This window comes from Sporosarcina sp. BI001-red, assembly GCF_003384035.1.
Classification (GTDB): Bacteria; Bacillota; Bacilli; order Bacillales_A; family Planococcaceae; genus Sporosarcina.
Genome location: NZ_QQAK01000011.1, coordinates 97,057 through 119,656, shown reverse-complemented (window position 1 = coordinate 119,656; position 22,600 = coordinate 97,057). Strand labels below are relative to the sequence as shown.

At 43.9% G+C, this 22,600-nt stretch carries 21 protein-coding genes; 14 read left to right on the top strand and 7 right to left on the bottom strand.

The annotated features are described in order from the left end of the window. Positions 1-50: 50 nt before the first annotated feature. Positions 51-2,705, bottom strand: a complete 2,655-nt coding sequence (locus DVB69_RS07635; RefSeq protein ID WP_116018232.1) for an MMPL family transporter — start codon at positions 2,703-2,705, stop codon at positions 51-53. After that, on the bottom strand, positions 2,702-3,154 hold the full coding sequence (locus tag DVB69_RS07630) for a MarR family winged helix-turn-helix transcriptional regulator (RefSeq protein ID WP_116018230.1): 453 nt from the start codon (positions 3,152-3,154) through the stop codon (positions 2,702-2,704). Before DVB69_RS07630 ends, DVB69_RS07635 begins: the two co-directional genes overlap by 4 nt. A 324-nt stretch (positions 3,155-3,478) precedes the next feature. On the opposite strand from DVB69_RS07630, the gene DVB69_RS07625 reads away from it, so the two are divergent. The 9 genes from DVB69_RS07625 (at position 3,479) to DVB69_RS07585 (ending at position 12,653) form a co-directional block, all read left to right on the top strand. After that, positions 3,479-3,676, top strand: coding sequence for a YwbE family protein (locus DVB69_RS07625; protein ID WP_116018228.1), 198 nt, complete (start codon positions 3,479-3,481; stop codon positions 3,674-3,676). Between the two features lie 33 nt (positions 3,677-3,709). Then, positions 3,710-4,726 carry an NAD(P)H-dependent flavin oxidoreductase gene (locus tag DVB69_RS07620; RefSeq protein WP_116018226.1) on the top strand — a complete coding sequence of 339 codons (1,017 nt, stop codon included), beginning with the start codon at positions 3,710-3,712 and terminating at the stop codon, positions 4,724-4,726. Between the two features lie 88 nt (positions 4,727-4,814). Next, the gene (locus DVB69_RS07615; protein WP_116018835.1) at positions 4,815-6,563 is read left to right on the top strand and encodes a sensor histidine kinase; all 1,749 of its coding nucleotides are present in this window, start codon (positions 4,815-4,817) and stop codon (positions 6,561-6,563) included. Then, positions 6,553-7,284, top strand: a complete 732-nt coding sequence (locus DVB69_RS07610) for a LytR/AlgR family response regulator transcription factor (RefSeq protein ID WP_116018224.1) — start codon at positions 6,553-6,555, stop codon at positions 7,282-7,284. The genes DVB69_RS07615 and DVB69_RS07610 overlap by 11 nt, the downstream gene beginning before the upstream one ends. A 132-nt stretch (positions 7,285-7,416) precedes the next feature. Continuing rightward, positions 7,417-8,904, top strand: a complete 1,488-nt coding sequence (locus DVB69_RS07605) for a carbon starvation CstA family protein (RefSeq protein ID WP_116018222.1) — start codon at positions 7,417-7,419, stop codon at positions 8,902-8,904. 100 nt (positions 8,905-9,004) lie between these two features. Continuing rightward, the gene (locus tag DVB69_RS07600) at positions 9,005-9,889 is read left to right on the top strand and encodes a DMT family transporter (protein WP_116018220.1); all 885 of its coding nucleotides are present in this window, start codon (positions 9,005-9,007) and stop codon (positions 9,887-9,889) included. Positions 9,890-10,182: 293 nt separating this feature from the next. Then, the gene (locus DVB69_RS07595) at positions 10,183-11,376 is read left to right on the top strand and encodes a class I SAM-dependent rRNA methyltransferase (RefSeq protein WP_116018218.1); all 1,194 of its coding nucleotides are present in this window, start codon (positions 10,183-10,185) and stop codon (positions 11,374-11,376) included. Between the two features lie 267 nt (positions 11,377-11,643). Continuing rightward, positions 11,644-12,027: a hypothetical protein gene (locus tag DVB69_RS07590; RefSeq protein WP_116018216.1), complete on the top strand. Its 384-nt coding sequence runs from the start codon at positions 11,644-11,646 to the stop codon at positions 12,025-12,027. 71 nt (positions 12,028-12,098) lie between these two features. Then, a complete protein-coding gene (locus tag DVB69_RS07585) occupies positions 12,099-12,653 on the top strand; it encodes a superoxide dismutase family protein (RefSeq protein ID WP_116018214.1) in 555 nt (184 codons plus the stop codon). Positions 12,654-12,697: 44 nt separating this feature from the next. Here DVB69_RS07585 and DVB69_RS07580 read toward each other — a convergent pair whose 3' ends face one another. Continuing rightward, a complete protein-coding gene (locus tag DVB69_RS07580) occupies positions 12,698-13,825 on the bottom strand; it encodes a CAP domain-containing protein (protein ID WP_233505353.1) in 1,128 nt (375 codons plus the stop codon). A gap of 283 nt (positions 13,826-14,108) precedes the next feature. Between DVB69_RS07580 and DVB69_RS07575 the strand changes: the two genes are divergently transcribed. The 3 genes from DVB69_RS07575 to DVB69_RS17555 are packed head-to-tail and all read left to right on the top strand — an operon-like array spanning position 14,109 to position 15,436. Continuing rightward, on the top strand, positions 14,109-14,756 hold the full coding sequence (locus DVB69_RS07575) for a pentapeptide repeat-containing protein (RefSeq protein WP_116018212.1): 648 nt from the start codon (positions 14,109-14,111) through the stop codon (positions 14,754-14,756). Between the two features lie 39 nt (positions 14,757-14,795). Further along, entirely contained in the window at positions 14,796-15,272 is a 477-nt protein-coding gene (locus tag DVB69_RS07570) for a hypothetical protein (RefSeq protein ID WP_116018210.1), read from the top strand. After that, a complete protein-coding gene (locus tag DVB69_RS17555; RefSeq protein ID WP_158541062.1) occupies positions 15,269-15,436 on the top strand; it encodes a hypothetical protein in 168 nt (55 codons plus the stop codon). Before DVB69_RS07570 ends, DVB69_RS17555 begins: the two co-directional genes overlap by 4 nt. Positions 15,437-15,486: 50 nt before the next feature. Here the strand turns inward: DVB69_RS17555 and DVB69_RS07565 are convergent, their stop codons facing one another. The 4 genes from DVB69_RS07565 to DVB69_RS07550 all read right to left on the bottom strand — a co-directional run bounded on the left by DVB69_RS07565 (position 15,487) and on the right by DVB69_RS07550 (position 19,852). Beyond that, positions 15,487-17,595 carry an MMPL family transporter gene (locus DVB69_RS07565; RefSeq protein WP_116018208.1) on the bottom strand — a complete coding sequence of 703 codons (2,109 nt, stop codon included), beginning with the start codon at positions 17,593-17,595 and terminating at the stop codon, positions 15,487-15,489. 265 nt (positions 17,596-17,860) lie between these two features. Continuing rightward, the gene (locus tag DVB69_RS07560; RefSeq protein WP_116018206.1) at positions 17,861-18,061 is read right to left on the bottom strand and encodes a cold-shock protein; all 201 of its coding nucleotides are present in this window, start codon (positions 18,059-18,061) and stop codon (positions 17,861-17,863) included. A 159-nt stretch (positions 18,062-18,220) separates the two neighbouring features. Next, complete coding sequence (locus DVB69_RS07555) at positions 18,221-19,219, bottom strand: inorganic phosphate transporter (RefSeq protein ID WP_116018204.1); 999 nt, start codon at positions 19,217-19,219, stop codon at positions 18,221-18,223. Between the two features lie 12 nt (positions 19,220-19,231). Beyond that, entirely contained in the window at positions 19,232-19,852 is a 621-nt protein-coding gene (locus DVB69_RS07550; protein ID WP_116018202.1) for a DUF47 domain-containing protein, read from the bottom strand. A gap of 238 nt (positions 19,853-20,090) precedes the next feature. Here DVB69_RS07550 and DVB69_RS07545 point away from each other — a divergent pair, with 238 nt between their 5' ends. Then, on the top strand, positions 20,091-20,624 hold the full coding sequence (locus tag DVB69_RS07545; protein WP_233505352.1) for an NfeD family membrane protein: 534 nt from the start codon (positions 20,091-20,093) through the stop codon (positions 20,622-20,624). A gap of 26 nt (positions 20,625-20,650) precedes the next feature. After that, complete coding sequence (locus DVB69_RS07540; protein ID WP_158541061.1) at positions 20,651-22,225, top strand: flotillin lipid rafts scaffold protein FloT; 1,575 nt, start codon at positions 20,651-20,653, stop codon at positions 22,223-22,225. Positions 22,226-22,600 lie beyond the last annotated feature (375 nt).

Here is a 22,600-nt window from a genome sequence, read left to right as displayed (position 1 = left end):
GGAACAGGTAGTAATCTGTTTCGGGCATTTCTAAAAATTTTACGGGACAATCACCCGCGGAATGGCCACCAGACGCCTCGGCCGAACGATACGGTGATCGCCGGGATCAGAAGCGGTAAAATGATGAGTCCATACAGCAAGAGACCTGTAATGACGATGGTTGCAATCTGCACGAGGCTCAAGACGCCGGACGGCATCATTGCACCGAATGTACCGGCTAAGATGACAGCTGCGGTGATGATGACTGTGCCCATCTTGGCCATGGAGATCTTCAATGCATCGGCAATCGTACTTCCTTTGATACTCTCTTCACGGAAGCGATCGAGCAGGAAGATTGAATAGTCGACACCGAGCGCGATGAGCATGATGAATCCGAAGAATGGAACTGCCCAGCTGATGCCGTCGTAGCCCAGAATATTTACGAAAATCAATTCCGTCACGGAAATTGCCGTGTAATACGTGAGCAGCAACGAACCGATCATATACAGTGGCATGATTGCGGAGCGGAATAGAATCGTCAATACGACGAACAGTCCGACCAACATAATGACAACGGTCCGGGTAAAGTCTTGCGATGAAATATCATCAAGGTCTGAGTTCATGCTGGAAATACCTGCGAATGCAACTTCCGTATCTTCAAATGGAGTACCGATGACAGAAGTCCTTACGCTGTCCTTGATCGCATGTACTGTTGCAATCGATTCACGGGCATAGGGATCATCTTTCAATATCACTTCCATAAGAATTCCGGTTTCGTCGCCAAATGTATAACGATCGATGACTGGTTGGAACTCTTCTTCGCCGAGTGTACCTGCGGGAATGTAGATTCCTGTATCGCGGATACTTGGTGTTTCACTCATATCTTTCAGCATATCGGTCACTTCTGTGAGACCTTTGCTGATTTCAGTGAGACCATTTTTAGAATCAGTGACGCCTTTAGCAAGCTGACTGAGTCCGCCGCTAAGCTGGCCAATTTGGGAACCGGATCCTTCGATCTGTCCTGCAGCGCCATTCAGGCTTGTAGAGATTTTGCCTAGCTCTGCACTAAGGTCATTCAAACCGCCTGCAGCTTGAGCGGCCGGCATTCCTTGAGATAATCCGCCAGCAATTTGCCCAAGCTGGTCATTGATTTGCCCAATACCTTGCGCAGCTTGACGCAATCCTGCACCGCCTGACGATGCTTCAGAACCAGACGGTAGCTGGCTTGCGGCATCGTTCAGTCCTCCTTCGACTTGCCCAAGTCCGTCTTGAACGCTTTTAATACCGTCATTTGCTTCTTTTAGTCCATCGGAGAGTAATCCCAGCTGCGTATCGACATTTAACTCATCAATTTGCTCACCTGTTGGTCGAGTAATCGTGCGAACGGATTTCACACCATCCACTTTCTCTAGGTTTCGACTGATTGTTTCCAAATAGGGGACATCTTTTTCATCGACAATAGAACTATCAGATTTCAAGATGACCTGGACTGGAAGGGAATCCCCTTTCCCGAATCCTTCTGAGATCAAGTTCAATCCTTTCACGGATTCTTTCGACTGATCGATTTCATCCACTGTATTAAAGGAAAGATCGTTGTCGTACGTCAGCAATAATGGCACTGTAATAACTGCAACGATTGCCATCGAGAGCAATGGGCGTGAAACGGATAGCTTACTGAAACGAACCCACAATTTACTATCGTTATGAGTCGTTGCCTGTTTTGCTGGCCAGAACAATTTGTCTTTTAGCAACATCATGAACAGGGGAACGACTGTAAACAGGACAAGAATCAGTACCGCTATTCCTACAGCAACCGCGACAGCGGATTTAAAGATAGGGAAGTCAGCGAACCCAATCGCCGCGAATCCGATGAATACAGCAAGTGAACTGATAATCAACGTACGACCTGCAGTTTTATATGTGTTCACAATTGCTTCCTGGATTTCGTGTCCTTCAATCAATTCCTCTTTGTACCGGCTCAAGAGCAGGATACAGTAGTCAGTCCCGAGTCCGAATAGAATCGCGACGAGGAAAATCTGCGTGTAGTTGGAGACCGGGAACCCGAACCAATCTACGAAGAACGCAACGAGAGATTGACTGAGCAAGTATGTAATCCCAACGGCGATCAGTGGAACGATTGGTGTCACAATTGAACGGAACACGATAAGAAGCAAAGCGAAGATAAGGACAACGGTGATGACTTCCGTTTTCTTCAATCCTTCTTGCGCACTGTCGTTCACATCATTATTGATGATGGCTTCGCCAGTTAGATAGACTGTTGTGTCTTTCGGCAGCATTTCAGAACGGATTTTATCACTTAGATCGATGACTTCTTCTTCTGAACCATCTACAGTGATCGGAACAAGTACCGTTTTCTTGTCTTCAGAGACAAGTTGATCTTCAATCTCCGCGCTTTCAAATGGATCCATGACAGCAGTCACAGGTTTTCCTAAGTCTGCAATTTCTTTCGCAGTGGCCTGAACCGCTTTTTTGTCTTCATCCGATACGGCTTTGTCAAAGTCATAGACGAGGGAAAGTGTATCTTCTGAAGCGCCTGCTTGTTCTAAGATATCCGCCGCTTTCTGGGAATCCGCATCGTCCGCTAACTGGAACGAACCGGCTTCTTCTGCTTGCTTTGCAAGGTCAGGTGCAACGAACAACAATCCGATCGCAAGGCCAAGCAATACGATGAAGATCGGCCATCTAAATTTTAATATCGTTTTCATTCGTTAAACTCCCTCATTTGTAAGATATCTTTCAGTTTCCGGAATGTGCGGACGAACTGGACCAGCTCCTCTTCTGATATTTCATCACTAAAAAGAGAGGTGATCGTTTCGTTGATGGCAGTATTCGAAGCAACAAGAATTTCTTGACCTTCTTCGGTCAGTCGAACCACTTTTGCACGTTGGTCATGCTGAGCACGTTCGGTACGGATCAGTCCTTTTTCTTCGAGCTTCTTTAAACGAGCCGTAATCGCACTTTTGTGGACACCCTGTAGTTCCGCAAGTTTGCCATTTGATAAGGAATCATAAGCCGATAACAGCTTTAACGTTTGAATCTGCTCTGGAGAATACTCTTTCCAAATCGGTGATTGAACCGACTTTATGAAATGCTCCGTTCCGTAAATCATCACTTCCTCGAATAACTCAATTGCTTCTAGTAATGTTTCTTTCATAATAAGTTCACCCCCTAAACTAATTACTAGTTTAGGGCATAAACTATTGTGCGTCAACTAGAATGTTTTTATTATTATCTACCAACATAAATGCCCAAACTAGATGTGATAAACTAGTACAGAGACTTATATAGGAGTAATGTATATATTAATTATCTCCGTTGATTGGAGTGGAAGGCGGCGACTCCGGAGGGATCAGCGAAGATTGAAGACCCTGGACTGAGCGTAGCGAGGGAAGCGGCTGAAATCGAGCCCCTCGGAAAGTGTTCGCCTGCAGCGCAAATCAACACTGTTATGCAGACTATTAATAAAGGAGTGGTAACTATGGACGGTAAAAACAGAAATGATATTCATCCAGGATTAAAAGTAGCAGTCATCTTGAAGAAAGATCAGCGGAGCGGTGCAAAGACAGAGGGGATTGTTAAAGACTTGCTGACAAATTCAGCCCATCATCCTCACGGCATCAAAGTGCGTCTTGAAGATGGACAAGTCGGCAGAGTGTGCGACATTTTAGGGAACTAAAAAATCCTGACCACTATGAATAGGAGGGAAATCATGGGGTTCGAACACACTCTGGGAATTCAACATCCGATTATTCAAGCGCCTATGGCGGGTATTACGACACCTGAATTCGTGGCAGCATGTGCAGAAGCTGGTATTTTAGGGTCACTCGGAGCAGGGTACTTATCTGCTGCTGACACTCGCGCTGCAATTCAGCAGGTAAAGTCACTTACTAAAAGACCTTTTTCTGTGAATCTATTTGTGCCGGACAACACGCCATTTAACCAAGAACAATTGCGCTTAGCCTATTTAGCACTTCAGCCAATCGGAGAACAGCTTGGAATGCCTTTCTGGAAAGCACCGCTGTCTGAACCGGATTTACAGAGTCAAATTGACGTCGTACTAGAAGAAAAACCGGCAGCGTGTTCGTTTACATTCGGAATTCCATATGGTGAATCCGTTGAAAGACTTCGCGAAGCTGGAATCCTTTTAATGGGAACGGCAACCACTATAGACGAAGCAATGGCTGTGCAACAGGCAGGGCTAGATATGGTCGTCATCCAAGGAGCAGAAGCCGGTGGACATAGAGGGTCGTTTCATCCGGAAGGTCCGTTAGTTTCGCTAGACGACTTACTGGCGGAGGCGCGAGAACTCATTCGAATTCCGATGATTGCAGCTGGCGGAATTGCAACCAATTCACGCATGAAAGAACTGCTGAATAGCGGTGCGTCTGCTGTTCAAATTGGAACGGCTTTTCTTGCGACAGAAGAAAGTGGCGCAGCGGATTCGTATAAACAAGCAGTTTTGAATGCAAATTCGGACAATACGGTGATTACAGAGGCGTTCTCAGGCAGACCGGCTCGGGGTATTCACAATCGATTCATTGAACAGATGAACGGATCACCTATTGCACCCTATCCCTATCAAAACGACTTGACGAAACGCATTAGAAAAGAAGCAGCTGTCCAAAACAATGCGGAACTTTTGTCATTATGGGCAGGGACAGCTGTTCAACTTACCCAAGTAGGCACTGTGGAAAGTATTGTAGCAAAGTTGTTAACTAAAGATTAAGTGAGGAGGATGTATTCGTACATTCTCCTCTTTTGAGATGACGGAAAATACAGTATACTCAAGTGAGCAGAGGATGAAGGGAGGAATCATGTTGGATTTATTAATAATCATGTTGGAGCGAGTTGGTACGATTGTTGCGGTTGCATTCATACTAACAAGGTTTCGTTTCTTCAAACAGCTCGTTCATCATGATACCCTCGATCGTCGTCAAACAGTAAGTGCCATTGTGTTCTTTGGGTTTTTCGGTATTATCGGGACGTATTTAGGCGTTGCTTTTAATACAGAAACCTTCCATTTCAATAGTGTGACGATGAATTTAGCTGGAGAGGATGCCATTGCCAATTCACGAGTTATTGGTATTGTGGTCGCTGGTTTACTCGGGGGCTATCGCTTCGGTATCGGTGCTGGTTTAATCGCTGGTATTCATCGGATGACCCTAGGTGGATTTACTGCATTTTCATGCGGTCTATCGACAATATTGTCCGGGATTCTAGCGAGCTATTTTTATAAAAAAGGGAAAACTGTTAAACCGCTCACAGCTTTTGCAATCGGTGCGCTTGCGGAGTCCATTCAAATGGGGCTGATTCTCGTGCTCTCGAAGCCGTTCACTGAAGCATGGGCACTCGTTCAAGCAATTGGACTGCCGATGATTATCGCGAATGGTGTGGGAACCGCTATTTTTCTTCTTATCGTTTATAACGTGATGAGTGAGCAGGATAGAGCAACGGCGCTTCAAGCGCAAAAAACGTTACGCATCGCAAACCAAACACTCGCTCATTTAAGAAAAGGCATGACACCTGAAACGTGCAACGAAGTATGTCAGATCCTCTTCAACGAGCTCTCCCCGAGTGCTGTCGCGATGACGAATAGAAACGAAATTCTCGCACACGTCGGTGTAGCTAGTGATCATCACCGTTCCTACAGTCCGATCCAAACGCATATAACGAAAGAAGTACTTCGTCATGGAAATCGAGTTGTGGCAAATGACCGAGCTATCCATTGTGTTCAATCTGATTGTCCGTTAGGTGCTGCAGTTATTGCCCCTCTAAAGCAGCGGGATAAAGTGGTCGGAACTCTTAAACTGTATTATCCTTCTGAAAAAGCGATTACAGATGTCACGATAGAACTCATTGATGGATTAAGTTCGTTGCTTAGTGATCAGTTGGAAATCGCAGCTGCGGACCAAGCGCATGAACTGGCGAAGGATGCGGAGATAAAAGCATTGCAAGCACAGATCAGTCCGCACTTCTTCTTCAACTCTCTGAATGTGATCATTTCCCTTATTCGAACGGATCCCGATCAGGCTCGTCAACTTTTGACATCGTTATCAAAATTTCTCCGGCAAAATGTTGAAGGAACAACTGCTGCTCGGGTTACGCTCGAACAAGAGCTATCTCACGTACGTGCGTACCTTCAAATTGAAGAAGCTCGTTTTGTCGACAAACTTACGATTGACTTTGATGTAGATCCTACTGTGCTTTCACAACTCATACCGCCACTAACACTCCAGCCGATTGTCGAAAATGCGGTTAAACATGGAATCGCTGATATGGCACGAGGGAGTGTCGTGAAAGTGAGGATTGCTGCACGGGATGGAGAAACGGAAATTACAGTTCAAGATAACGGCAAAGGGATAACATCAGAGCGGTTGAAAATGTTAGGGGAACACCCTGTTGAATCGGAATCGGGAACTGGAATGGGGTTGTTTAATGTACATCGTCGATTAATGATGACGTTTGGCGACCAAGCGGGTCTTCAATTTACAACAGCAAGCGGAGAAGGGACCATCGTGCGCTTTGCAATTCCAAAAGAGGAGGCGATTCACCATGCCATCTAATATTCAAGCACTCGTCGTGGATGATGAACGCTATGCGCGTGAAGAACTCATATTTCTACTTGGACGGCATACGAATGTGGAAATTGTGGGAGAAGCGGATTCAGGGGACACTGCCATTATGCAGGCGATTCGATTGCAGCCTGACGTTGTGTTTTTGGACGTTGAAATGCCGAAGATGAACGGAATCGAAGTTGCGGCGGTACTGAAAGAATTGAAGAATCCACCCCAAATTGTATTTGCAACCGCTTATCCTCAATTTGCAGCCGATGCATTCCGTGTGAATGCAATCGATTACTTATTAAAACCTTATGAAGAAGAACAGCTCGCACAAACGATGAACCGGATTAGCGTCAAGGAATCACTTAAGGCTACTCCAGATTCTAACCATCAACTAGGTAAGTTGGCTATTGAGCGGGATGGAGAAATTATCTATCTGCCTATCAGTAGTATTTTATACATTTGTCGTGAGGACAGTGTGACCCGAATCGTAACAAAGACGGGAGAGTATGAAGTGAAGCTTACGTTAAAAGAGTTGGAGACGCGGCTGACTCCATTTTCTTTTTATCGTATTCATAAAAGCTACCTGGTCAATCTGTTGCACGTCAGTCGCTTGTCGCCTTGGTTCAATGGTGCCTATCAGCTAGAAATAGATGGATGCTCGGAAAAATTGTCTGTGAGCCGCAACTATGTGAAAGGGTTACGGACAAAGCTAGAACACTAGCACTGCATGTTAACCTCCCAGACGGGCATCTTAATCTAGAAAAACGACATGTTAACTCAAAACCTGCCTATTGTTAGAATAATTCATCTAAACTAATAACAGAATATATAAAGACAAAGGGGTGGGAAGTGCATGTATACATTTCTATTTGGGGTAGTGTTACTCGTTGTCGGCTATTTCACGTATGGGAAATTCGTGGAACGCGTTTTCGGAGTGAAAGAAGAACGTCAGACACCTGCTTATGCAAACGCTGATGGCATTGACTATGTACCTATGAACACAAAGAAGAACTCTCTGATTCAGTTGCTGAATATTGCAGGGGTTGGGCCAATCTTCGGTCCGATCATGGGAGCACTTTACGGACCTGTTGCATTCCTATGGATTGTACTCGGAGCGATTTTTGCCGGTGCGGTTCATGACTATTTAACAGGTATGATTTCCATTCGAAACCGCGGTGCCCATTTGCCAGAACTTGCTGGTAAGTTCCTCGGTAAATTTATGAAGCATCTTGTAAACGCTTTCGCAATTCTTCTATTACTACTTGTAGGAACGGTATTTGTTTCTGCGCCTGCAGGCTTACTTTATAATTTAATGAACGGATGGGTCGCAATGGGCTTCATCATTGCAGCGATCTTCATCTATTACATTCTTGCAACGTTGCTACCAATCGATAAGATCATTGGCCGTTTTTATCCAATCTTCGGTTTGTTGCTCATCATCAGTGCACTTGGCGTTGGTGGCGGGATGCTCTTTACCGGCGCTCCTATTCCGGAATTGACACTTGCAAACTTGCATCCGGATAATATTCCAATCTTTCCACTTCTATTCTTGACGATTTCATGTGGAGCATTGTCTGGATTCCATGCGACACAGACACCAATTATTTCACGTACGACACAAGGTGAGAAGCAAGGTCGTAAGATTTTCTACGGTATGATGATTGCTGAAGGAGTTATCGCGATGATCTGGGCAGCTGCTGGTATGGCGTTGTTCAATGGTCCAGTTGGATTGAACGAATTGCTTGCAGCAGGGGGTCCTGCAATGATTGTTAGTGAAGCTTCCGTGTTAATGCTTGGTGCTGTTGGTGGAACACTAGCAATCCTTGGAGTTATCATCTTACCGATCACTTCAGGTGATACAGCATTCCGTAGTGCTCGCATGATTATTGCAGACTACTTCAAGTTACCACAAGTGAAAATCTTGAGCCGTCTTTGGATTGCACTACCGTTGTTCGTAATCTCTGTTGCACTAACGTTCGTAGACTTCAACATTCTGTGGAGATATTTCTCATGGGCGAATCAGTCGACTGCGGTTATTGCGCTCTTTGTGGGGGCAATGTACTTGTTCATCGCTAAAAAGAATTACTGGATTGCACTTATACCCGGGATATTCATGCTCATGGCAACAACAACGTATATCTTAAATGCACAAATTGGTTTCAGATTACCAATGGATGTGGCATTGATAGGTGCGACAGTGATTTCGATTTTCCTAGTGGTCTTGTTCTTTTTCGCAGCGCTCAAGGCGCGAAGAGAGAATATCCCGTTGGAAGTCGAAGCACCGAATTGGGATGATGCATTAGCGGGAGCCGCGACTGCAGCAACGACACCACAAGAATAATAGACGGGACCTCTGGGGAAACATTCCGGAGGTCTTTTTTATTCCTCTATACGGCACTCCTAATTCCCTTGTATACTAATCACAGACAGGGGGATGCTGGATGCGTAAATACATGGGTGAAATCGGCCTGCTCGTGACGGCCGTAATTTGGGGGACGGGATTTCCTGTTAGCGCGATTGCGTTAGACTATTTTAGTCCATATCAAATTCTTGCAGGACGGTTTATCATTGGGGCCGTCTTGCTTGGAGTTGTGTTTTATAAAAAACTGTTGAAGGTTTCCATTGCTGTTATTCTAAAGGGCGGGTTGTTAGGTGTGTTTTTGTATAGTGCATTCGCTTTTCAGACGGTCGGCCTGCAATTTACCACGCCGTCCAATAATGCTTTTTTAACTGCGGTGAATGTGCTGATCGTTCCGTTCATTGCGTTTGTTCTTTATCGTAGAAAAGTAAGTCCTTTTGAACTCGTGGGTGCTGTTCTTGCGATGGGTGGAATTGCACTTTTATCATTAAATGGATCACTATCCGTTAATCCAGGAGATGTATTATCGCTATTATGTGCAATATTTTTCGCATTCCATATTTTTTACACGGGACAGTTTGTCCGTAAAGAAGACGCAATTACATTGACAATTGTTCAAATGGCGGTAGCTGCGAGCATTGCCTGGATAGTTGTCGGAATTAAAGGAGAGGCATCACTTCCCATCACGACTACTTCTGCGACTTCATTACTCTATTTAGGTATATTTTCAACCACTCTCGCATTTTTGCTTCAGACCGTTGCACAAAAGCACGTTTCAGAAACAAAAGCGGCAATTCTTCTATCAATGGAATCACTATGGGGAATGATTTTCTCCATTATCATGCTTCGCGAAATCGTCACAGGGCAAATGATCATAGGAGCTGTACTCATCTTACTAGCAATCGTACTTGCAGAAACAAAGCCTTCTTTTTTACTAAAACGAAAAATCCGCAAATCAATTTTGTGAATTCTTGTATTATCAATTTGGGGTTTTATGTTAGCCTGTTACGATAGTTGTTTGAAGAGAAAGGTGGCGACTCCAGAGGGACAAGCCCAGATTGAAGACCCCACAGGAGCAAAGCAACGAGGAGGCTGAAATCAAGCCCCTCGGAAAGCGTCCACCTGTAGCGGAAAACAACGGTGACAAAATGTATATTCTTGTGAATGTTTGTTAACAAGGAATCGCAATTCAACGCCAAACGTGCGATAATAAAGAAAATGTGCGAACGGACATAAATATCCGTAGAAAAGGATGAAAACATGAAAACAATTGATGTACTCGTAAACGATAAAAGTGGGATCGCTTTAAAGAAAGGCTATCCACTCATCTTAAAAGATGCTGTCATGAACCCGGAAGTCTTAAAAGAAGAAGGCGACTTGCTTCGTCTGATCGACCGAAACCGTCGATTCATTGCAAAAGGTTATTACGGTAACCAGAACAAAGGGATTGGCTGGGTATTAACGAGAAAAGAAGAAGAGGCAATCGACTTCACATTTTTCGAATCCCGCATAAGCGCGGCAATTGAACGTCGTAGTAACTTTAAGTTGAATACCCAAACGACTGCATACCGTCTATTTAACGGAGAAGGCGACGGAATTGGCGGCCTATCAATTGACTACTTCGATGGTTATTATATGGTGAGCTGGTACAGTGAAGGAATTTATTCAATGAAGCATCACGTGTACGGCGTACTTGATAAAATTGTTAATGCGAAAGCGATTTATGAGAAAAAGCGCTTTGATACAAAAGGGCAGTATATCGATCAGGATGATTACGTATCAGGTACACCTGGCGACTTCCCAATCATTGTTAAAGAAAATGGCATGAACTTTGCCGTTGATTTGAATGACGGAGCGATGACTGGCGTATTCCTTGACCAGCGTGATGTCCGTGAGGCACTTCGAGATAAATATTCTGAAGGCAATCATGTTTTGAATACGTTTTCTTACACAGGTGCGTTTTCAGTCGCTGCATTAAGTGGTGGTGCTGTGAAGACAACTAGTGTCGATTTAGCAAAACGCAGCTTTGCGAAAACGATTGAACAGTTCAGTGTGAACGGTATCGACTATGAAGCACAAGATATTAAAGTAATGGATGTCTTTGATTACTTCCGTTATGCAAAGCGTCACGAGCTGAAGTTCGATGTAGTGGTACTAGACCCACCTAGCTTTGCGCGTTCTAAAAAGTACACGTTCAGTTCAGCAAAAGACTATACGACCTTACTGCAGGATGCAATTGCAATTACTGAGAAAAAAGGGTTTATCGTTGCATCTACAAATAACGCAAGCTTCAGTATGAAGAAGTTCAAAACGTTCATCGATGAAGCATTTAAAGCGACAGGTACAAAGTATAAAATTTTAGAAGAATCATCTTTGCCAAAAGACTTCCGCACAAACCGGGATTATCCGGAATTCAACTACTTGAAAGTCTGCATCATCCAGAAGTTGAAATAAGGATTTAGTTTTGTTGAACTATAACTTGATCCGATACGAACTGTTGCGTATGGGAGATTTGTTGATTGAGGTGGAAAGCGTCCGCCTTTAACGTAAATCAACACCATATGCTAGATGGCTAACGATTACGAAAACTAGGAAGGGAAGTTATAAAAGGTCAACACGACTTTTTATAACTTCCCTTCCTTTTGTCACAAATACGTTAAAGACATGTCCCAACTTATGAAGTATTCTTGAAGTAACAGAACAATTCGGGAGGTTGGTAGAATGAAACGGGTTGTCGGAATACTCATCGTAGGCGTATGGTTGCTGTCTGGCTGTTCTTATACATTTGCTCACGAAGACGGTTACCGGATGGCGGTCATTAACGAAGGATTCCCTGTACCAAACAATGCGTACGAAGTAAAACCGGAAGACTGCACGACAGAAATTGCGAAGTCTGCCAAATACAAAATGAACGATATTGGGGACGAAGAAGGCACACCGCCTCCTGAATATTTGGCGGAAATTGAAAAATGGGGGTGGACGGAGATGCTCGAAGCGCGAGTCGGAAATGTCCATTACTTTAAAAAGAACGGGAAAATTATGTCGCTGATCATCCAGCATGATGTTTTTGACGTGTTAGAAATGAGCGATGAAGTGAGACTCTAAAAAAACGTTCATAAAGACACATAATTTACCGGTTTTCAGCCATCCTTATCGTAAGGAGGTTTGAAAATTTTATGAAACGTCTAGTTGAGGGAATTCTTATTGCGACACTGATGATTGTCTTAAGTGGTTGCGGGGATGAGAAAGAAAAAGTGCCCGTGAACGCGGAGGCAACAAAAACAATTGAAACGAATTTAATAAACACCGATGGCAAAAAAATTGGAGAAGCACATGTTTCAGAAGTAGATGGAATTCTTACGATTAGCTTAAGAGCTGATGGGCTAAAGCCAGGCATACATGGCATTCATCTTCATGAGAAGGCAGTTTGTACACCACCAGATTTCAAATCTGCAGGAGGTCATTTTAACCCGACGGATAAACAACATGGCTTTGACAATCCGAAAGGGTATCATCTTGGGGACTTGCCTAATTTGGAAGTAGGAGAAGATGGGAAAGTGTCGGTTAAAGTGACCATGCATAATCTCACCCTGCAGCCTGGAAAGCCCAACTCCTTGATAGATGGGGATGGTAGTGCTCTCGTCATTCACGAAGATGAAGATGATTATAAAACAGACCCTTCCGGGAATTCTGGAGACCGGATTGCCTGTGCGGAACTCAAGACGAAGTGAAAAAACAGCCAGACAGTGAGAACGAAGCACTGTCTGGCTGTTTTTTATCGGAGTAGAAACTCCTCTGAATAATAGGGTTGCATCTCTTTGTTGAAGTCGACGCCGATACCGAGGCTACTATAATCTTTTAGAAGAATATTTTCGCGGTGGCCTTTCGAATTCATCAAGCCTTCGTGTGCAAATATGCTACTGGACTGTCCGTAAGCAAGGTTTTCACCCGCACGTTTAAATCCTATACCATCTTCTTTGATGCGGTCGAAGGGGGAGAGTCCTTGCAAATTATCGTGGCTAAAATAGTTATTGACAGCCATATCCACACTATGTTTTCTTGCAGTTCCTGACACGGTGCTGTCCCAAGTAAGGATGGAGCGCCCGTGACGGACCCGAGCTGCATTCGTAAGATCAAACAACTGGCGCTCAAATCCATTTCGGAGTGCTTCACTGCGCTCAGCATAAAGTGACTTTTTGTTGTTTTCCAGCGCAACAGATACGAGTTCAACAGCGGTCACTGTTGTTTCTTGATGAATGTCATAAAATACATACGCATAGACATCACCGAGTTTGAAAAGGTCCATGCCTTCATCATCTTGAAGGACAAACACGTTCATTCCTTTACGCATCTTAGTCAGTGGTTGGCCGAGTGCTTTTCTGACATCTGCTTTAGAGGCTCCATACGTAACGCCGACTGTCGATGCGATGAGGTCGTCATTCGTGTAAAGGGCAGCGACTCGGTTGGATTCATCAAGAGAGACCATGACGAAGTTTTGATAATCTGTGTGATACGTGCGCCATTCGGCTCCGTATTCATTGAGGGATTGGCCCTTTGGTTCTCCGAGTGTAGCTGTAACTTGTTCAGCCGATGCACCAATTTCAAGGTTGTTGATTGAAATAGGGGTGCCTGTAGGTTTTGCGAGCGCAGGTTTGTCAACAGACTGTTTCGCATCTCGTAATCCATCTGTTTTGTCCGAGATGATGCCTGCAAGGTCTTGAGTCGCAGTCCGCAATGTATCGATTGTCGTATCAATCGTGTCTTTGTTGATGACGTCTTCAAGTTTTTCATCTATAGAATCTAAAAAGGATAGATCGACATACTTAGAGACCGGTTCTTCCCAGTAAGATTTTGAGAGAAAGAGGGCAACTAGAAATAGCATGAATAGGAAAAGTCGTTTCAAATAATTCGCCTCCTATTCCTAGTATACCTTGCTGGAGTCGATTGAATACAGTGTGAACCCTTTAATTTTTACCGGTGATTGTTTCCAGAAGAGTAGATTGCAGGTATACTTTTAGAAAGAAGCGAAATGAGGACGGGAAGTCGAAGGATTCCTATATAATGAGGAGCTGGTGGAATGTTTGGTGGGTTAAGTACAATCCCCAATTGGTTTTATATTGTCGCATTTTCCGTCGTCATCGTAATTGTTTTAATTACAGAATGGAAAACGAGATAGGAGTGGTGATGTGAAGAAAGTGGTATTACAGAAACCTAAGTTGTCAGCGCATAGAGAACAGTTACTTTCTGAGCAAGTCCCGTCAGACCCAGGAACGCTTCGTGGAGTGGAAATGGAAAATGGAGACTTACGTTTTACGAGTGGGATGCAGCTCTCTACAGATGATGCAGTGTTCACCGATTGTACGTTTGCAAATATGGATTTATCAGGCGCCTCATTTGTCGATACCGTATTTGAAAGATGTGATTTCTCAAATGTGGCGGCTGGACATGCAGATGTATTGCGTTGTGAATTCAGAAATTGCAAATTGACGGGAGCGAACTTCGATCATTCAGGGGTCAAACATGTACGATTTGAGGAATGTGACGCACGCTACAGCGGCTTTAGCTTCAGTAAGTTGCAGTCAGTTCAGCTCGCTGATTCCCAGTTTTCGGAGTCGGACTTTTTTGAGTGTATATTAAAGGATATGAAGTTTACCCGTAGTCAATTGGAGAATGCGAATTTTAGAGAGACGGATCTTGCAGGAGTGAATCTGGCTGAATGTACATTCGAACGTCTGGAAGTGACCCCTTCCAAAATTGCAGCATGCACGGTTTCCAAGGAACAAGCAATCGGATTCGCACGGATGTTCGGGTTATTGATACACGAAGAATCATGATATACTAAAACGAACAATATGAGGAGTGTGTAAACACCAATGCTTACATTTGAAGAAAAACAAACCATTATTGAATCTTTCCCGGAACTGTCCCGTAAAGACGTTTCAATGAAGCGAGTTAATTATCATTACGCAGCTAGTAAATTTGATAAGACGGTTGTCGTTCAGCATTTACATCCGAATGGCAATGCGTTCATTTACGTTGCGGACGTGCCTGGTTATGAGCCGGATAGCCGCGGTCTCGTGAATGTGCGAGAGGCATCTGAAACAGAATTACGTAAGACGATTGAAGATGCGATTGCAGGATTGGCTGAAGAGAAGACGGATTCGGAGCCGGTTGAAGAAGTCTGGTTAGACGGGCACAATTCGAAACTTGAGCTAAAAGAAGAGATTGGTGCTTGGAATATCTATCACGGGTTGAATTTGGAAGACAGCTTCGGGGATTACCAAGAAGCTGCGGACTATTTGAGAGAAGAAGGATTTAAGAAAGTGGAGGACGGAGGGATCGTCCGATGAAAGGCAAACCAATCGCGATAGCAGTGATTGTCCTGACAATTGTGGCGGTAGCAGCCATCTACTTTCTAGTAATGGCGACGTTCAAACACGACCAACACGATGTGGATTCATCAATGGGTGTATCAGTTTCGTTGGAGTGGACGGATCAGTCCGCCATAAGTTGATAGTAAGAGACGCACACTCCTAGATGGAGCGTGCGTCTCTTTGCTGTAAATTATTTTTTCTTGCGGAACGGCAACCACCAGTTCCAGTCTCCGAACAGTTTCATAAGGCTTGGAACGAGCAACAAACGGATGATAGTCGCGTCAATCGCTACTGCGATGGCGATGCCAACACCGATTTGTTTTACAGGCATCACATCCGTAAATGCGAAGGCACCTGTCAGTACAATCATAATGAGCGCAGCGGAAGTAATGACTTTACTTGTCGATGCAAGGCCTTCAACCGTCGACTTATCATTGTCACCCGTTTCTAAATACGATTCCTGCATACGAGAGATCAGGAATACTTCATAATCCATGCTCAGTCCGAACACGAGACTGAATACGATGACCGGAATAATCAGTGCAATAGTTCCGGGGTGAAGGCCGAAGTGGCCATATTGAAAAATGTAGACAAGCAATCCAAATGATGCTGACAATCCGATGATGTTCATCAGAATCGCTTTAACTGGAATGAGAAGCGAACGGAATGCAATCTTTAAGATGATAAACGTCGATATGATAATTATGAGTAGGGCGAAGACGATGTTGTCGGTAATTTCGTCAAAGATTTCTTGGTTGAATTTTGCTTCTCCTCCGATTTGCAAATTCCATGGAGTCTTTTTCTCAGACCAATTCCGTGCCCATTCTTGTGCTTGACTGGATGCGCCGTCTGATTCCAGTGTTACGGGAATCATGAGCAAGTCTTTTGAGATGAATGCATCGAGCAATGGCTGCAATTGCGCAGACTGCTCTGGTAGCTGCAGGGCCTGAGTGAAATCTTTTGGTTGCTCGATACCGCTTTCAGAGAAAACAGTCGTCACTTTACCTGTGAGTGGATCTTTTTCTAGTGCTTCTTGTACTTCTTTCAGTGCATTCAATCCGTCTTCATCTTTCCAGCCGCCTTTGCGCTCCGCGATGACAAACGCAGTAGATTCATCGCGCATCCCGAAGGCATCTTCCATATTTTCATATGCAGAACGAGTGTCATAGGAAAGAGGTAATGAGTCGATCTGAGGAATCGTTAGCGTCATGTTACGAACCGGTATAAGCGCAATTCCGAGTATGACAAGTGCACCGATTGTAATAAGAACCGGACGTTTAATGACACTTTCTGCAAATGTTCGCCAGCGATCTGTACCGGTTTTAACCCGAAGGACTTTCCACTTGTCAATCCGTTCTTTAAGAACAAGTAGTACAGCTGGCAGGAGAGTGATGGATGCAAGAACAGCCATCGAAACGACAATCATGCCACCGAGCGCTATATTTTGGAAGATGTCCACGCGAATGAGCAACATCGCTCCGAGTCCAATAAATACACAAAACGCTGAGAAAATGATCGATCGTCCTGCTGTTTCAATCGTTGTGCGAACGGCGCCAGGAATTGGCTGCAGTTTACGTTCTTCCCGATATCGACTGATGAACAGGAGTGCAAAATCGATACTGAGCGCGAGTCCAAGCATAGGAATGATATTTAAGACGAAGATGGACAGGTCCATCTGTTGACCGAACAGCGCGAGTATCCCGAACGAAGTAACGATGGTAGCAACCCCAATAAGTAGGGGGATTATGGAAGCTACAACAGTACCGAATGCGAAAAGTAGCACAATGAGTGCAATTGGTAGTCCGATTGCTTCGGCGACCATTAAATCTTTTTGACTTGCAGCGTTAATATCTTTCGTAATCGGTGATTGTCCAGTAAGTGTGATGCCATTATTCGTTCCCACCGTTTCACGGATATCAGAGACAAACTGAGATTTATCGCTCTCGCTCTCGTCAAACTGAAGCAACGCATAGGAAATATCACCTGTATACTGATCTGATTCATCCAGAGGGGAAAGGATTCCTTTCGTGATTTTGAGCTTTTCAATGGCAGTTAAGGCATCTGAAATTTCATTATCTGTTTTCCCTTCGAAAACGAGAAACATGGTCTCATCGGGTTGATCAAAGTCTCGCGTTAATGTATTGGAAACATCTTCTTGTTCGCCGTCCATACGGAATCCATCGCCTTCAAGAAGGCTAGGGAGACGAATTGCAAAAATGGCAAATCCGATGAGTAGGAGGAGCCAAAAGGCGATTATCCATTTATGTCGGGCGGCAACGAAGCCGGAAAATGCTTTCATGTCGTGTCCCTCTTTCTTATGTAAATTTCACTATGTTCATCATATCGGGTAGTGGTGGAGAATGGAACTGTTTCGTTGGAAGAATTCGTATTTTTAGGAAGAAGCGAAGCAGTATAGAATAATCGGCAACGAGACGCAATTTGCAGTGGGACGGTAGAGAACCAACGGCTATACAGATAACTAGTTCTTAAAAGGCCGCGGAAGACAAAACAGCATAAAAAAACCGTTCCCATAGGAGGAAACGGTTTTGAAAGGTTAAAGTTAATTAGTTCTTTTCAACGTTTGTAGCTTGAAGACCGCGTTGGCCTTGCTCGATTTCGAAAGTTACATCCTGGCCTTCTTCAAGAGTCTTGAAGCCGTCGCCTTGGATTGCTGAGAAGTGAACGAATACGTCGTCGCCATCTTCACGTTCGATGAAACCATAACCTTTTTCTGCGTTAAACCATTTTACTTTACCATGTTCCATGTTTGTTTCCTCCTCGTATGCGGAATTTCGCATACATTGTGTTACTATCCTTGCTCAAGTCTTGAAAGGGTCAAGAGAACTCAACCATCGCGCCGAACAAAAATAATTCTTCTTTATCATAACAGACGGCTGTTGGCAAAGCAACCCATTTGTTTCGGATTAAAATAACAAGTTGAGCAATTGGTACAATATCGCAGCTACCATTGCGGAGATGGGCATCGTGATTACCCAGGTGATGACGATCTTCTTAGCCGTCCCCCATTTAACGCCTTTTACACGTTGTGCAGAGCCAACTCCCATGATAGAAGAAGAGATGACATGTGTTGTAGATACAGGCAAATGAAGAAGGGTTGCCCCAAAGATGATGGCAGCAGAGTTCAAATCGGCAGCAGCCCCGTGAATCGGTCGGATTTTCATAATCTTACCACCGACAGTTTTAATGATTTTATAACCACCGATCGATGTCCCAATTCCCATTGAAGTTGCAGCGGCAATTCGTACCCACATTTGAATATCATCACCTGTTTGGAGGTTCGCGGCTATAAGAGCCATCGTAATAATCCCCATTGCTTTTTGAGCATCGTTTGTTCCGTGTGTGAAAGACTGGATAGCTGCTGTGAGAATCTGTAAATACCGGATGCGTTTGTTTGCTTTAAATAGATTACGATTTTTCAGTACAGCTCGAAGGAGCGTCATGACGATGAATCCGCCGACAATTGCAATGACCGGTGAAATGAGAAGTGCCTCCATAATCTTTATGAAACCACTATAGTTCAAAATTCCAAATCCTGCCGCTGAAATTGCAGCTCCTGCAATCGAACCGATTAGAGCATGTGAAGAACTGGACGGAATACCGAAATACCACGTTACCAAGTTCCAGATAATTGCTGACAGAAGAGCAGCTAAAATGACGAGCGAACCGTTTTCTAGTGTAAATGGATCTACAATATCTTTTGAAATGGTTTTTGCTACGCCTGTGAACGTCAAAGCACCAGCAAAGTTCATCGTGGCAGCGAGTAAAATAGCTACACGTGGCTTGAGGGCGCGAGTCGAAACGGAAGTGGCAATCGCATTCGCAGTATCATGAAACCCGTTGATGAAATCGAATACGAGCGCACAAACTACTATCAGAAGCGTGAAAAGCAATACTGTATCCATCAGTTTGTCCCCTTAAGCATTACGCATGATAATCGTCTCAATCGTGTTGGCGACATCCTGGCAGTAATCTGCGATATCTTCTAGCAATTCGTATATATCTTTAAATTGGATAATTCGGATTGGATCTGTTTCTCGGATGAACAATTGCTTGATGGAAGTACGTAGCACTTCATCACAAATCCGCTCATATTCCTTGATAGTGACAGCATGATCTCTCATTTCTACGAGTTTTCTGCGTTCTAACAACTTCATCGCTTTTACGATTTCGTCCGAACTTTTCACAATATTGTCCATGAATGTCTGCACGTACACATCGATTTCAATCAACGAAAACATTTCCAAGTTCGCAGCAAAATGTTCTACTCCATCTAAAATATCATCCATTTTAATGGCGAGTTGTAAAATATCTTCACGCTCGATTGGTGTCATGAATGATGTGTTCAGTTTTGAGATAAGCTCGTGGATTAGGTCGTCGCCTTCCGTTTCGTATTTCTTTAAACGAATGCTGACTTCTTTTAAATCAGCAACGGACGTAACTTTATAATCATTTGCATAGTGCATCGCTTCTTGCACATGTTCTGCAATCGTTAGCAAAGCAGCAAAAAAGGGGTCTGTTTTTCTTGGACTGAACATGATTGGCCTCCATCCGATTAACGGAAAGTGTATTGTTTAATAACTTACCTATCATAGCAAATTCAAACGTGTAAGACGAACATAATCTGCGTTTTTTCGACAAAAAATTTAACACACTACAAATTGTTCACAAACTAAGCAGAAACTAACCCAATTTAAATATTGGTAACGAAATATTCATTCAAATGAATCCTTTCTTATTCTCTTACGTATAGAATAGGCAAAGGGGGTGTTTGAAATGGAACTGTTCGGCATGACGATGCAAGAACTGTATTTACCGATATTGATTATCGCAGGAATTGCAACGTTGATCTACTTATTCTTCAGTGATTTAACGGATGGTGCCGGTGACTTGTTTCCTTTACTAGATCCGGCTGTCATCTTACCATTCATTACTTTGTCAGCGACATGGGGCTACGTACTAGAATTAGTTACGGGACTTGGAAGCGAACTCGTTCTAATTATCTCACTTGCTGCCGGCGCAATACTTGACTTTTTACTATACTTCTTCATTTTGTTGCCACTCAAGTCAGCAGAAGTCTCTATCGCATACACCAACGAATCGCTCGCAGGGAAAGTCGCGAAAGTCATTGTTCCGATTCCTGCTGATGGGTTTGGCGAAATTGTGATTGAAACTGTCAATGGCCTATTGTCGAAGCGAGCGTCTGGTTATGAGAATCACCCGATCGACTATGGAAAAGAAGTGCTCATTATTGAAGTCAATTCAGGGACGTTCATCGTCAAAGAATACGAACCTTTCCGTTTCAAATAATCTTACTAGCTTAAGGGGGAAACAAAATGCCAATAGAAATACCTGGAATGTGGATTGCCATTGCGATCGCCGCATTTGTTGTGTTAGCTGTCATTCTTGTATACGTTACAAAATACCGTACTGTCGGTCCAGATGAGGCCTTGATTGTTACTGGTAGTTATATCGGGACTAAAAATGTCCATACCGATGACTCAGGCAACAAAGTAAAGATCATTCGCGGAGGCGGAACGTTCGTCTTACCAGTGTTCCAACAAGCTGCACCACTCAGTTTGCTATCTAGCAAGCTCGAAGTGACAACGCCTGAAGTGTATACAGAACAAGGGGTTCCGGTGATGGCAGATGGAACGGCAATCATCAAGATTGGCGGATCGATTTCAGAAATCGCCACAGCTGCTGAGCAGTTCCTAGGAAAGTCTAAGGATGATCGAGAGAACGAAGCGAAAGAAGTACTGGAAGGTCATCTCCGTTCCATCTTAGGCTCGATGACAGTTGAAGAAATTTATAAAAATCGAGACAAATTCTCTCAAGAAGTTCAACGTGTCGCTTCACAAGATTTAGCGAAAATGGGATTAGTGATCGTATCATTCACGATTAAAGACGTTCGAGATAAAAACGGATACCTCGATTCACTCGGTAAGCCACGTATCGCACAAGTAAAACGAGATGCCGATATTGCAACTGCAATTTCTGTGAAAGAAACGCGTATCAAGAATGCAGAGGCTTCAAAAGAAGCACAAAAAGCTGAAATTGAGCGTGCAACTGAAATTGCAGAAGCCGAAAAAGAGAACCAATTGAAAGTTGCGGAGTATCGTTTGGAACAAGATGCAGCTCGTGCACGTGCTGACCAAGCGTACGAATTGCAAACAGCTCGCTCTAAACAGGAAGTTATGGAGCAAGAGATGCAAATCCGCATCATAGAACGTCAGAAACAAATTGAACTTGAAGGAAAAGAGATTCAACGTCGTGAACTACAATACGACTCTGAAGTTAAGAAAAAAGCAGATGCGGACCGTTATGCAATTGAGCAAAATGCAGCGGCTGAGAAGTCCCGCCAACTTGCTGAAGCGGATGCTGAGAAATATAGAATTGAAGCGCGTGCATCAGCAGACGCTGAAAAGGTTCGTTTGGATGGTACAGCTCGTGCCGATTCCCAGCGTGCTCAAGGTGAATCTGAAGCAGATATTATCCGTTTGAAAGGTCTTGCAGAAGCAGAAGCGAAGCGTAAAATTGCAGAAGCATTCGAACACTACGGTCAGGCTGCGATGCTCGATATGATCGTTGGCATGCTACCGGAATACGCGAAACAAGTTGCGAGCCCACTTGCTAACATTGATAAGATTACAGTGGTCGACACAGGTAGCGGAGAAGGTGGCGGTGCCAACAAAATCACCGGCTACGCAACGGACCTTATGGCTACGATGCAGGAATCATTAGGAGCGACAACAGGTCTTAACATTAAAGAAATGCTAGAAAGTTATGCAGGTAAAGGGACATTGCGCCCAAGCCTTGATAACTTAGCAGATGAACTCAAGAAACCTCGTTCACCACTCGCTGCGTCAACAGAAGGAGCAGCTACAGACGAAGGTTCGGATAAAGAGTAATCTCATTGCATGCATATAGCTGATGTCCCCAGATAACTGGGGACATCAGCTTTTTTGTATAGGGTTTTGAGTAAATGATCATAAACTAGGAAATGTGCTCATAAAAGTTTCGAAACGCTCATAAAAACATAAATGTGATCATAAATGTGCAAAACCGCTCATAACTCCCGAAAAGTGATCATAAGCCAGGAAAACCGCTCATAAAACTCAAAAAGTGATCATAACAGCATCAGCCACGGACCGGCCCCCAGACTAACAGCACACCCACTCGCGTAAAAGTGCCCTTTACCAATGAAAACTAAGAACAAAAGGCACGCTTCGCCATGAGAAGCATTCCATTTTAAAAAACTCAACATCTTAAGAAACTCTTCATAT